General features: G+C 72.9%; 14 protein-coding genes. 4 read left to right on the forward strand and 10 right to left on the reverse strand.

What is annotated here, in order from left to right; translation table 11 throughout:
- Positions 1 to 89: 89 nt before the first annotated feature.
- From O4U47_RS19395 to O4U47_RS19405, 3 genes are all read right to left on the reverse strand, one after another.
- On the reverse strand, positions 90 to 560 hold the full coding sequence (locus O4U47_RS19395; RefSeq protein ID WP_270679320.1) for a hypothetical protein: 471 nt from the start codon (positions 558 to 560) through the stop codon (positions 90 to 92).
- A gap of 179 nt (positions 561 to 739) precedes the next feature.
- Positions 740 to 1,909, reverse strand: a complete 1,170-nt coding sequence (locus tag O4U47_RS19400) for a methyltransferase domain-containing protein (protein WP_270679321.1) — start codon at positions 1,907 to 1,909, stop codon at positions 740 to 742.
- Between the two features lie 343 nt (positions 1,910 to 2,252).
- Positions 2,253 to 2,657, reverse strand: a complete 405-nt coding sequence (locus O4U47_RS19405) for a hypothetical protein (RefSeq protein ID WP_270679322.1) — start codon at positions 2,655 to 2,657, stop codon at positions 2,253 to 2,255.
- A 373-nt stretch (positions 2,658 to 3,030) separates the two neighbouring features.
- Here O4U47_RS19405 and O4U47_RS19410 point away from each other — a divergent pair, with 373 nt between their 5' ends.
- From O4U47_RS19410 to O4U47_RS19420, 3 genes are all read left to right on the forward strand, one after another.
- A complete protein-coding gene (locus tag O4U47_RS19410; RefSeq protein ID WP_270679323.1) occupies positions 3,031 to 3,867 on the forward strand; it encodes a helix-turn-helix domain-containing protein in 837 nt (278 codons plus the stop codon).
- Between the two features lie 9 nt (positions 3,868 to 3,876).
- Complete coding sequence (locus O4U47_RS19415) at positions 3,877 to 4,077, forward strand: DUF397 domain-containing protein (protein WP_270679324.1); 201 nt, start codon at positions 3,877 to 3,879, stop codon at positions 4,075 to 4,077.
- 198 nt (positions 4,078 to 4,275) lie between these two features.
- Positions 4,276 to 4,905: a GyrI-like domain-containing protein gene (locus tag O4U47_RS19420; RefSeq protein ID WP_270679325.1), complete on the forward strand. Its 630-nt coding sequence runs from the start codon at positions 4,276 to 4,278 to the stop codon at positions 4,903 to 4,905.
- Here O4U47_RS19420 and O4U47_RS19425 read toward each other — a convergent pair.
- The 7 genes from O4U47_RS19425 to O4U47_RS19455 all read right to left on the reverse strand — a co-directional run bounded on the left by O4U47_RS19425 (position 4,893) and on the right by O4U47_RS19455 (position 11,177).
- A complete protein-coding gene (locus O4U47_RS19425) occupies positions 4,893 to 6,065 on the reverse strand; it encodes a hypothetical protein (RefSeq protein ID WP_270679326.1) in 1,173 nt (390 codons plus the stop codon). The two genes, O4U47_RS19420 and O4U47_RS19425, sit on opposite strands and share 13 nt — an antisense overlap.
- A 111-nt stretch (positions 6,066 to 6,176) precedes the next feature.
- Positions 6,177 to 7,136, reverse strand: a complete 960-nt coding sequence (locus O4U47_RS19430; RefSeq protein ID WP_270679327.1) for a D-2-hydroxyacid dehydrogenase family protein — start codon at positions 7,134 to 7,136, stop codon at positions 6,177 to 6,179.
- Between the two features lie 9 nt (positions 7,137 to 7,145).
- Positions 7,146 to 7,820: a DUF2306 domain-containing protein gene (locus O4U47_RS19435; RefSeq protein WP_270679328.1), complete on the reverse strand. Its 675-nt coding sequence runs from the start codon at positions 7,818 to 7,820 to the stop codon at positions 7,146 to 7,148.
- Between the two features lie 113 nt (positions 7,821 to 7,933).
- Entirely contained in the window at positions 7,934 to 8,602 is a 669-nt protein-coding gene (locus tag O4U47_RS19440; RefSeq protein WP_270679329.1) for a response regulator, read from the reverse strand.
- Positions 8,599 to 9,756 carry a sensor histidine kinase gene (locus tag O4U47_RS19445; protein ID WP_270679330.1) on the reverse strand — a complete coding sequence of 386 codons (1,158 nt, stop codon included), beginning with the start codon at positions 9,754 to 9,756 and terminating at the stop codon, positions 8,599 to 8,601. Before O4U47_RS19445 ends, O4U47_RS19440 begins: the two co-directional genes overlap by 4 nt.
- A gap of 9 nt (positions 9,757 to 9,765) precedes the next feature.
- Positions 9,766 to 10,485, reverse strand: coding sequence for a DUF4386 domain-containing protein (locus tag O4U47_RS19450; RefSeq protein ID WP_270679331.1), 720 nt, complete (start codon positions 10,483 to 10,485; stop codon positions 9,766 to 9,768).
- Positions 10,482 to 11,177 carry an NAD(P)-dependent oxidoreductase gene (locus O4U47_RS19455; RefSeq protein WP_270679332.1) on the reverse strand — a complete coding sequence of 232 codons (696 nt, stop codon included), beginning with the start codon at positions 11,175 to 11,177 and terminating at the stop codon, positions 10,482 to 10,484. The genes O4U47_RS19450 and O4U47_RS19455 overlap by 4 nt, the downstream gene beginning before the upstream one ends.
- 156 nt (positions 11,178 to 11,333) lie before the next feature.
- Between O4U47_RS19455 and O4U47_RS19460 the strand changes: the two genes are divergently transcribed.
- The gene (locus O4U47_RS19460; RefSeq protein ID WP_270679333.1) at positions 11,334 to 12,008 is read left to right on the forward strand and encodes a TetR/AcrR family transcriptional regulator; all 675 of its coding nucleotides are present in this window, start codon (positions 11,334 to 11,336) and stop codon (positions 12,006 to 12,008) included.
- Positions 12,009 to 12,021 lie beyond the last annotated feature (13 nt).

The following is a 12,021-nucleotide window of genomic DNA, read 5'->3' on the forward strand; positions in this document are numbered from 1 at the left end:
ACGGTCTCGCGTCACGTGATCCGGAGCAGGACCCACTTGTTCGGGTAGGGCCCCGAGAAGTCCTCACTGCCTGCTTCGAAGCGGTTCTTTCACCACGCCAGGTGGCCACAAAGACCCTGCCCCGCCCCTCTCGGCGATGATCTCGACGATAGTGCTGCCAAAATCGCCAGAATGGCAGCACCATCGTCGAGATCATCGCTGCAAGGGCGCACCGGCCCGCCGACCGCCGGTTCGTCGGGGTCCTGATTTCCGCGCAGCGCCTCGTCGGCGGCGATGATTTCCTGGTACCACTGCCGATGGACCTTGTATGTGCGGTCGAGCTCGATCTCGTGGTACAGCCCGGTCGGCTTGCCGAACCAGAAGTCGCGGGGGAGGCGCTGCGTTTCGCGACCGCCCACGATGAGGATCGCCCGGTCGGTGACCACGATCCACTCCGCCGGCCACGTGAAGATCCCCGAACCCTTGATCGTCAGGAAACCCGTCTGGATCTGCTCCCCGGTCTCCAGATGCGGATCCGCGAGGGTGGAAATCTTCTCGGCTCGTCGTTCCTTGTAGCCCACAGCATTCCTCCGGCACGCATGGTCTGAATCGCTGATTCGTGTGCAATGGGCGGCGGGTCTCCAGGGCTCCGTCGGATCTCCGGTACGGAAATCCACGTGGCGCGCAGCCTGCGCACCGTACCAACGCGCAGACAGGAGGAGTTAGAGGGGTTCGACGCCGTTGGGCTTCCTGAAGAACGTCACGCCGATCGCCGTGGCAACAGCCGATCCGGGGCTCGCAGCCATGCCTGTTGCGCGCCGTCGGCGGTCACCGTGAGGCCGAACTCCTCAACGCCGGGGCGACCCTGCCGCTCCCACCACGTCCACGCCGCTTCGACGTCGTCCCAGAGGGAGCGCGGTCCGGACTGGTGGACCCGGCCCGTGCCCGTGTCGCCGTCGAAGACCGCCGCCGCCCAGGACCGATCGGACAGGCCGTAGACCCAGACGACCGTGCGGTGCTCGTCGTCATGGCGCACGTGGACCGCCTCATCGACCAGCAGGCCGAGCACGAAGGCAGGTGATCCGTAGGGGTCCTTCGGCGCGATGTCATCGGCGGTCAGGGATGTCGTCGAGGTCCGTCCCGGCCAGTCGTGAACGTGCCTGTCTCCGCCGGGCCATGCCAGCCTCTGCGACCGCGCCTTCATGAACTGCACCGGTCCCGTGAAGCGGCCCGAAGCGCTCAGCCCGTCCTCTGCGACGACCAACCGCGCCACGGCGTCCTGGGGCGAGAAGTCGGTTCCCCAGGGCACCAGGAGGATGCCGCCCGGGCGGGTCTGGGTCACCCAGGTAGCCGGAACCGTGCGCAGGCCGAAGGTCGCGATCACCCGGTCGAAGGGTGCGCGGTCCGGGGCGCCGAGCAGTCCGTCGCCAGCCACGACGTGCACGTCCCCGCCGACCCGGCGGAGGTTGTCCCTGGCGGCGCGCGCGATCTCCGGATCGGCCTCGATGCTCGTCACCGCGTGCGGTCCGAGCCGGTGGGCGAGCAGGGCCGCGTTCCATCCGGTGCCGGTCCCCAGTTCCAGGACGGTCATCCCGGGGTGGGCGTCGAGGTCGCGCAGCATGGAGGCCACGACCGAAGGCATCGACGCCGAAGAGGTGGGGACCGTGCCGTGCCGGGGCGACCCGTATGCGCCGTCGTCCCATTGCACGGTGATCGGTGCATCGGCTGTGGCCCAATAGGTCCATGACTCGGGCGACGCCGTGCGGTCCACCAGGCTGCTCTGCCCGGTGCGGGTGTCGAAGGCCCACATCTTCTCAGGGAGGAATGCGGACCGGGGCAGCTCTTTGAAGGCCGGTGCCCACTCGGGGGTCAGCGCGCCCGCCTCCAGAAGCATGCTGATCAGTTCTTCGGAGGCGGGCACAGGGGGCATGCTCACTTCTCGTGCCTGCCGGGCGGCGGCGGGGGCGGTGGTGGCGGCTTCGGCATGTCCTTCGGAGGGCCTTCATGCTTGGCCATCGGTCACCTCTCAGGGGGCGTGGTCGTCAGGCGAAGGAGGAGTCGGGAGCCGGAGAGGCTTCCGTTCATGATTCCCGGTCGCCGGGGGCGGGGCACTCGTCTTCGCGAAGTAAGCGGGTGGGTGCGGACGAGGGAGGACCGCCCGGCGAGGGACCCACGAACCCTCGCCGGGCGGGTGGCCGCCGCTGCCCTCCGAACTGGGCGGCCGGGGAGCCGTCGGCCCGGGGGTCGACTGGGCCGACAGCGGGTGCGGGAGGTCAGGCGCGCGGTGTTCTCGCGAATCGGCAGCCGGTCGGACGCGGCTGTGGAGGAGTTCCACGCGCCACGGTCGGGGACGCCCTGGGGGCGGGGGCCGGGGCGGCCGGTTCCGCGAGGTGGCGACGCTCCCCGGACGCCTGGTCCGCGTCGTGGGCCTGGTGGGGGCCGGGCGTCGGCGGCAGGCGGCGCAGGCGGTCGTCGGCCTGTTCGAGGGCGGCGGCGAAGGACGCCAGGTCATGGCAGGCGACCTCGAAGTCGTGCCGGGCGTGCTGGGCGGTGAAGAGCAGCGCCGCGCCGTCGGTGGTGTAGCCGAGTCCCCAGGCAGGGGCGTAGTGCAGGGCCAGTTCGACGAAGCGGGCGTAATCGCCGCCTTCGAGCCGGGGGAGCGTGTAGGAGACGCTCATCGGGCCACCTCCGGCCGGACCGCCAGCAGCTCGCGGACGAGCGGGGCGAGCTCGGCGCGGAGCGCGTCGAGGCCGTCGTTGTGGGCGGGGCCGCCGGGTCGGGGCCGTGCGTGACGGCCACGCGGGCGCGGGGGCCGCGGCGTCGTCAGCAGGGACCATAGAGACCGCAGGTAGGACATGGTTCCCCCAAGGGGATCGGCCGGATGGGTGGTCCGGCATGGGATCGAGTTGCCACCAAGGATGCAATGTAGCCGCTACGTTTTCAAGGAGATCAATGTAGAAAGTAAAAAGTACCGTAGGTATCGTAGAGGGTGAAATGTCCAATTCTGATTGGCGCGGATACGCTGGACCAGCTCGTGAAGATGGGGGTGCGATGCCGGACAGTCCAACGATCAAGCGCCGTCAGCTGTCGAACGAGCTGCGGCGCTTGCGCGCGGCGGCGGGGATGACGGTGGAGGAGGCCGCCGAGCGTCTGGAGTGGTCACGTGCGCGCCTCGGGCACATCGAGACGGGGCGCCGAAAGAAGCCGCTGGTGACAGACGTTCGAGCGCTGCTGGAGCTCTACAGGGTCAGCGACGAGCGTGAGCGTGAGGCGATCCTGGGGTTGGCGCGTGCGGCGCGCGAATCCGGTTGGTGGACCCGCTACGACGACGTTTTCACGGGGCGCTTCCCCGGATTCGAGGCCGCCGCCCGGAGCATCGGCACCTATCAGCCCGCGCTGATCCCCGGACTGCTGCAGACCCCCTCCTACATCCGAGCGATCACCGAGGCCACGCTCATTTACGATGCGGACGACGTGCAGCGGGTCATCGACGCGCGGCGGCAGCGGCAGGCCATCCTCACCGACCCGGACCAGCCGGAGCTGTGGGCCGTCATCGATGAGGCCGCGCTGCTCCGCCTCGGTGGCGGTGCGATGATGCGTGAGCAGGTCGAGTACCTGGTCAGCGTGGCCGAAGACCGATCGAACTCGGTCACGGTCCAGGTGCTCGGCATCGAAGCGGGCCTTCACGCGGGAATCGGAGGCCCCTTCGTACTTCTTGACTTCGACGAAGGCATGAACCCGCTCGTGTACATCGAGACCGATACGGACGGTCTCTATCTGGAGGAGGCGGCCGAGGTTGAGCGGTACCGCAGACTCCTCCTCCACATCCAGGTGGCCGCGATGAAACCGCCCCGGTCCTTGGCCTACCTGAAGAGCAAGCTTGCGTAGAGAGAAGCCATGAACTCGATCATCATCAATGAGGTGTCCGGCCGGTTCCGCAAGTCCTCGTACTCGAAGACGAACGACTGCGTCGAGGTCGCGGACGCCCCCGGAACGAGCGCGATGCGCGACACGAGGCATCGTGACCTCGGCTCCCTGCACTTCGGCTCGCCCGAGTGGCAGGCGTTCATCGAGGCCGCGAAGCACGGCGAGATCTGACCCTCTGGTGCGGACGCAGGAGAGGCCCCGCCGATTCCGGCGAGGCCTCTTCGAACTCGATCCCGCAGGGAGTCTAGCCGCCGCTTTTCGCTGCGTATAGCCCGGTGTGCCGCGCCGTACACAGCGTGCCCGGCTTTGTCGGTGCCGTCTGCGAACATGTCCCAGGACCGACGGAGCGTCCCCGGGAGGCGGGCGGGCATGGACCGCTACGACGTCAAGCGCGACCTCAAGCACCTCTACGCGCCCAAGAACACCGACTGGGCCCTCGTCGACGTGCCCCCGCAGCGGTTCATCGCCGTCGACGGGCGCGGCGACCCCAACACCAGCGCCGCCTACGCCGGTGCCGTCGAAGCGCTCTACTCCGTCGCCTACACCGCCAAGTTCGCCGCAAAGCGCACCCTCGGCCGGGACTTCGTCGTCGCCCCGCTCGAAGGGCTCTGGTGGGCCGACGACCCCCGCGTGTTCATCACCCGCGACAAGGACGCCTGGCGGTGGCGCATGCTCATCTGCCTCCCCGCCTGGGTCCCCGACGGCCTCGTCGAGGACGCCAAGGCGGCCGCGCAGGACAAGAAGGGCCTTCCCGCGATCGCGGACGTCCTGCGGGTGGACCTGCACGAGGGCACCGGCGCCCAGCTCCTGCACATCGGCCCCTACGACGACGAGGGCCCCGCCCTCGCCCGCCTGCACGACGAGTACCTCGCCGCCAACGGCCTGCGCATGACCGGCCACCACCACGAGGTCTACCTCAGCGACCCGCGCCGCACCGCCCCCGCCAGGCTCAAGACCGTCCTCCGGCAGCCCGTCGCGCCGGACGCTCAGGAGGCCTGACCCCCGGAGCCCTCCTGCTCCGCCTCCTCTCCGTGCTCCTCATCGCTGCGCTCCTCCTCGAAGAGCTCCCGGCGCTCGCGCTCCCGCTTGCTGTACGCGGCGGCGCGCACCGCCGCCTCGCTCTCGAAGGTGGACCCCAGCGCCCCGGCCACCGTCCCCATGGAGCTGGCCATCCAGACGATGAGCAGGTACTCCTTCACCCCGGTCGGATGCCCCAGCACGGACTCCATGAAGGAGGCGTCGATGACGACGAGCGCCTCGGCCAGCGTCACCGTGAACAGCAGGGCGTACATGCACAGCACGCCCACTCCCACCGTGCAGATCGTGGACGCGTTGTACAGCATCACCTCCCGGCGCAGGCGCTCGCCGTCCGGCTCCTCCCACAGCCCGTTGTAGGCGATCAGCCAGGCGGCCAAGGCGACCACCGCGAACACGTTGAGCAGGGCCGTCCGCGCCGGGTGCAGCGTGTCGGCCATCTGCCAGATCGAGTTGTAGAAGACGCCGAAGGAACTGGTGGCCACCGCCGCCGCGATGGCGCTGGACAGGCTGGGCAGCAGCCGCCACGGGCGGTTGGCGCGCACCATCCCCGTCAGCAGCCGCACCTTGCCGCGGGTGCCGACCAGCTCCAGCGACTCGTCCATGGACTCCGGGTCGGGCGAGGTGAAACGCCGCGCCGACGACGGGGGCGGCGCCGGCCGCCTCCGCCCTTCCGTGCGCCCCGGCGGGCCGCCGCACGTCCCGCCGTACAGCCTCCCCACCAGGTGAATGACGGTCTGGCGGACCCGCCGGAAGGACAGCGGCCACCCCGCTGCCGGGACCGACACCAGGCCGGCCCGCGCGCCCGTGTCGATGCTGGCCAGCAGCGGCCGGGTGCCCACCCGCCGGGGCAGTTCGGTCAGCGCGACCAGCAGGTCCCAGCCCTCCCGGCGCCGCAGCCGGCGCGCGGTCGAGGCGAGGGGGATGTCGCCGTGCTCGTCCAGCGGCAGCGGGTCGGGGCGCGTGCACACCCGCCACTCCACCGCGCCGCCGACGGCGAGGGACAGCTCGCGGGGCAGCCGGTCCGCCAGCCGCTCCGCCATCTCGGCGGGCAGCCCGGGGTCGCAGACGAGGCCCACGACGACCGCGCCCCGCGCCTCCCGGTCCCCTTCCGCATCGCCCATCGGCCTGCCCCCCGGCGCCCCTCACCTGCACGGTCAGCACTTCCACCCCGCTGATCACCGCACTACCCCAGGGGCGGGGCGCCGACGCACGGCGTCAGCCGGTCCGCCGCACTAAGCCAGCGTCCGCACCGGCGCGCCGTCCAAGAAGGCCGCGATGTCCTCCACCGCCTCGCCGTAGAACGTCCGGTAGTTCCGCTCGGTGACGTAGCCGAGGTGGGGCGTGGCCAGCACGTTGGGAAGCGTGCGCAGCGGGTCGCCGTCCGGGACGGGCTCGGTGTCGAACACGTCCAGCCCGGCCCCCGCGATCCGGCCCTCGCGCAGGGCGGCCAGCAGCGCCGCGCGGTCGACGATCCCGGCGCGGGAGGTGTTGACCAGGTAGGCGTGCGGCCGCATGGCGCGCAGCTCCGCGTCCCCGAGCAGGCCCCGGGTGCGCTCGGAGAGCTGCAGGTGGACCGACACGATGTCGCTGCCGCCCAGCAGTTCCTCCTTGCTCCGGGCGAGGTGGGCCCCGGCGTCGGCCGCGCGCTCCTCGGTCAGGTTCTCGCTCCAGGCCAGCACCTCCATCCCGAAGGCGGTGGCGACGCGGGCGACCCGGCCGCCGATCCTGCCGAGCCCGAGCACGCCCAGCGTCCGCCCGTCCAGGTCGGTGCCGACGGTGGACTGCCACGGCCCGCCCTCGCGGAACGCCCGCGCCTCGGTCGGCAGGTGCCGGGCCAGGCCGAGGATGAGCGCCCAGGTGAGCTCGGCGGTCGGGTGCACCGCGCTGGAGGTGCCGCAGACGGTGACCCCGGCGGCCGCGGCCGCCTCCAGGTCGATGGAGGCGTTGCGCCTGCCGGTGGTCACCAGCAGCCGCAGCCGGGGCAGGCGGCGCAGCAGGTCGGCGCCGAACGGGGTGCGCTCGCGCATCGCCACGATGATCGCGCAGTCCCCGATCTCGGCGGCCAGCTCGTCCGGGTCGGCGATGCGCCGGGTCAGGACGCGCACGTCCACCCGGCCCTCCAGGGGGCTCCAGTCGGCCATCGACAGGGAGACGCCCTGGTAGTCGTCCAGTACGGCACAGCGGAGAGTCATCGGTCGACTTTAGCGGAGTGCCTGTCCAGGAGAGCGCCCGCGCATCCTCCGGATCGCCCACTCGGCGACCACGGCGTTGACCGCCCAGCCGGCGCCCATGGCCACCGCCCTGGTCGGCTGGTCGAACTCGGCCCCGGCCAGCATCCACGGCAGGTGCGTGAACACCTGCGTCCCCGCGCCCTGGCCGATGGCGTACGCGCGGATCATCCACGCGGAGTGCCGGGCGGTGTCCCGGCGCCGCACCGCCAGCACCCCGAGGACGATGAACGCCGCCATCGCCGCCCCGACCACCAGCCGGATCACGACGAGCGGGCCCGTGTCGATCGCGGGGACGTCGTACAGGAGCGTCATCCACACCCCCGTCAGCGCCGCCGTGAGCCCGAGCGGGGCCAGGAGCCGCCCGGACACGCGGTGCCAGCGCCTGCGGCGCAGGCGCGGGACGAACTGGAAGGCGCCGAGCACGCAGTAGGGGCTCGCGGCCGCGATGTGCAGCACCAGCGGGACCGGCGCGGCGAAGAACCGGGCGTTCTCCGGCGTCACCGGTGCGTCGGCGGCCAGTTCGCCGACACGGAACGCCCCGGCGATCACGGGGACGACGCTCAACAGGATCAGCAGGGCGGGCACGATCCACTCGCGTGCGGGGGAGGGGGCGGTGGGCGCCGGGTTCTTCTGAAGGGTCGGCATACAGGGATCGTGGCCGCCCGGCCGGTACCCGGTCATCGGAGTTCAGGCCGGACCCGGACCGGCCGAAAGTACGAGGGAGGCCCCGTCCCTTCGGCGCCGTCCACCTCGCCCGTCTACCTCCCGCGCCCCGGGCGGACGCGCCCGGTCTCGTAGGCCCACATCGCGATCTCGACGCGGTTCCGTGCCCCCAGCTTGGCCATCAGGCTCGCGATGTGCGTCTTGACGGTGCTGAGCGAGATGTGGCACTCGGCGGCGATCTCCCCGTTGGTGCGCCCGCGCGCCACCGCGTCGAGGATCTCCTCCTCCCGGCCGGTGAGCGGTCCGGCGGGCTGCCGCGGCGGCCCCGCGGGGCCCACGTCGGCGAACGCCTCCAGCAGGCGGGCGGTGACGGCCGGGGCGATGAGCGCCTCGCCCGAGGCGGCGGCGCGCACCGCCTGCACGAGCATTCCGGTGCCCGCGTCCTTCAGCAGGAAGCCGCGGGCGCCCGCCCGCAGCGCGGCGTAGACGAGCTCATCGTGGTCGAACACGGTGATGACGACGACGGCGAGCGGGTCCGGCACCCCGGGCCCGGCCAGGGCGCGCGTGGCCTCGACCCCGTCCGTGCCGGGCATCCGGATGTCGAACAGGCACACGTCCGGCCGCAGGCGCCGGGCCAGGGCGACCGCCTCCCGCCCGTCGGCGGCCTGCCCGGCGACCTCGATGCCGGGCTGGGCGTCCAGGATCATGCACAGCCCGGTGCGGACGATCTCCTGGTCGTCGGCGACCACCACCCGGATGCTCATGCGGCGCCTCCGGACCGGGGCAGCACGGCGGTCACGGTCCACCCGCGCCCGGGGTCCGGGGCGGCCTCGCAGGTGCCTCCGAGCAGTTCCGCGCGCTCCTTCATCCCGGTGATCCCGTGCCCGGGCGCCTCAATGGCACGGTGCAGGGCGCCGTGCTCGCCGTCGTCGCTCACCCGCAGGCGCACGCCGCCGCCTTCGCCGCCGGCGGCGTCGACGCGGACCTCGATGCGGGTGGCGTTCCGGGCATGGCGACGGGCGTTGGTGACCGCCTCCTGGGCGAGGCGGTGGACCGCCGCGGCGACCGCCGGGGCGACGTCGTCGAACGCCCCGGCCACCTCGACGGCGACCTCGGGGCCCGGCCCCGACCGGGTGGCCAGCCCCTCCAGGTCGCCGATGCGGGCGGCGGGCGCCGTGCGGCCCGGGTCGTCCCGGCGCAGGGCCCGGACCAGGGTGCGCATCTCGGCCAGGGTGCGCGCGGCCTCGGCCTCGATCACCGCGAGCGCCTCGACGGCGGCCTCCGGCCGGTCCGGTGCCACCGCCTGCCCCGCCTGGGCCCGGATCGCCATCGCCGAGACGTGGTGGGCGACGGTGTCGTGCAGGTCGCGGGCGATCCGCTCGCGCTCGCGGAGCCGGGCGCCCTCCAGCTCGCGCCGCCGGGCCCGGCTCCGGTACCGCAGGGCCGCCCCCAGCGCTCCGGCGGCGAAGACGACCGCCGCGCCTCCGGCGGCGTCGGCGATGCCGGACGCCCCCGCGCCGAGGAGGGCGTCGACCGGGCCGGTGACGGCGACGACGGCGGCGCCGACCGCGATCTGCCGCCCGGAGCCCCAGCGCACCAGGGCGAAGGGCAGCAGCAGGAGGTACACCGAGGTGATCATCTCCCCGGCCCGGCCGAGGCTGGCCAGGGAGAGCAGCGCCCCGCCGACGAAGGCGGCGGACACCGCGGCCAGAGGGCGGCTGCGCCGCCACAGCAGCACGGGCGCGAGCCCGGCGACCAGCGCCGTGGCGGCCTCCCGCCACGGCAGGTCGGGCCGCAGGGCGCCCTCGGCGAGCGCGGCCGCCGCGCACACGCCGACGAGCGCCCAGTCCCGCCACCCGCGCCTGGGCACGTGCGGGGGAGGGGGTTCGTCCCAGAGGGAGCGGAGAGTGCCGCGCACGGCACCAGGCTAGCCGGAGGGCGCCCTCCCGGCCGCAGCCGTGTCCGGCGCGGGTTCCCGGGCGGCTTTGACCAGCAGCCACACGATGAACGAGATCTCCGCGACCGCCGCAGGTGTCATGGCGAAGGGCGAGATCGCCGCCCCGGCGCCCGGGGCGAGCAGCCGGGAGAACACGTCCGTGAGGTGGCCGGCCGACCCGGTCACCAGAAGCGCCCCCAGCGCCTTCGGGAAGTAGCCCGACCTGGCGACCAGGTAGGCCAGCGGCAGCAGCCACAGCCCGAAGAACGTCTGGGAGATCAGGTACCCGTCCTGGTACATGTCGGTGAGGAGCGCGGCCAGGCGGTCGGGTCCCGTCGGCCCGAAGGCCCCGGAGTGGTCCTGGCCGGTGGCGACCGTCAGCGCCGCGCTCTGGTGGACGAGGTTCAGGGTCTGCATCGCGGCGCTGACCGCCACCACGACCACCATGGCCAGGGCGGCCGTCCGGTCGACGTGCCGCAGCAGCAGGTACAGGGCCAGGCTCGTGGCGAGGAAGCACACGGCGCCCGCCAGTTCGCTGACGAAGCCGACGCGGAACAGCAGGGCCGAGTCGCGCAGGCCGTCGGCCGTGGCCGCGGCGTCCCCGGGTTCGACGACGTTCGCGTTCACCGCGCCCGCGAAGATCGTGAACACGGCGACCAGCAGGTACAGGGCTCCGGCGATCCTCGCGAGCCCCTTCGGCCCGGGCCTCATGCGGAGAGGGCGGACGGGGTGAGCCGCCCGACGATCGCAGGGGCCTCGTGCACCAGGGACGCGTCGTCCACCGCCTCCACCATGAACCGCGCGTAGTCCACCCGCCGGGTGCGGTTGCTGGCGAGGGCGGGGTCGCCGACGTGCCTCCTCCACACCGGGAGCCCCTGGCTCTCCCCCTCCTCCAGGTCGCTGCCGCGGACGACGGTCCACCGGGTGTCGCTGTCGAACACCGCCCGGCAGGCCGCCACCTGGTCATCGACGTCGACCACCCGGGCGAGCTTGGCCAGGCGGCCGACGACCGCCTCGTACACCTTGGTCCCGCGCGGGTACACGTCCTCGCCGTCGCGGCTGATGTGCCACCCGCACGAGAAGACCAGACGTGCCCCCGCGGGGGCGTGGTCGAGCACGGCGCGGGCGGTGCCCGAGGCGTAGTGCTTCACGCCCCACGGCACGAGGACGGTGAGCACGGCGTCGCACCCCTCCACCGCGCGGGCGATCGCGGCGCGGTCGTCGGTGGCCGCCGGGACCACGGTGATCGCGTCGCCGAAGTCCGCCAGCTTGGGCACGCTCTGCTCCCGGCACACGCCGGTGACCCGCCATCCGCGGTCGAGAGCGTGCCGGACCATGTACCGCCCGAGCTTCCCGGACGCGCCCACGACGCACATCCGCCTCCCGGCCCCTGTCGCTTCCATCGCCTGCCCCTTCCCCTTGCGCCTCGCACTGGGCTTCGCACTGTGCCTTGCACCGTAAGGCAGTGCCTTGCACTGTAAGGTAATGCCTTGCGGTGTAAGGTTGTCAAGGGGGTCGGGACACCCGGCCCCCGCACGCCCCCGAGTGGAGGGAGCCCCGTGACCACGGAGCCGGTGGACGGCCCGCGCCGCCCCAACTTGAGCAGGGAGAAGGTGCTGCGCGCGGCGGTCGCCATGGCCGACGAGGGCGGCACGGGGGCGCCGAGCGTGCGCGCCCTGGCCAAGCGGCTCGGCGTGGAGGCGATGTCGCTCTACCACCACTTCCGCAACAAGGACCTGATCCTCGACGGCATGGTCGACCTGGTCTTCGCCGAGGTCGAGGACCCGGGGGAGGGCGCCGCGTGGCGCCCGGCGATGCGGGGCCGGGCCGCGTCCATGCGCGCGGCGCTGGTCCGCCACCCCTGGGCCCTCGGCCTGATGGACTCGCGGACCAGCCCCGGACCGGCGACCCTGCGCCGCCACGACGCGGCGATCGGCTGCCTGCGGTCGGGCGGGTTCTCCGTCGCGGGCGCGGCGCACGCGCTGTCGGTGCTCGACGGCTACACCTACGGCTCCACGCTCCAGCAGCTCAGCCTGCCCTTCGCCGGGCCCGACGGCGCCGGGGAGGTGGCGGGCGCGATGCTGGAGGAGATGCCCGCCGACGCCTACCCGCACCTCGCCGAGATGATCGGGGAGCTCGCGCTGAAGCCCGGCTATACCTACGCCGACGAGTTCGAGACGGGGCTCGACCTGATCCTCGACGGCCTGGAGCGGCGGCGCGGGACCTGGGCATGAGACGGCCCCCGCC

Source organism: Nocardiopsis suaedae, assembly GCF_027706745.1.
Lineage (GTDB): Bacteria > Actinomycetota > Actinomycetes > Streptosporangiales > Streptosporangiaceae > Nocardiopsis_A > Nocardiopsis_A suaedae.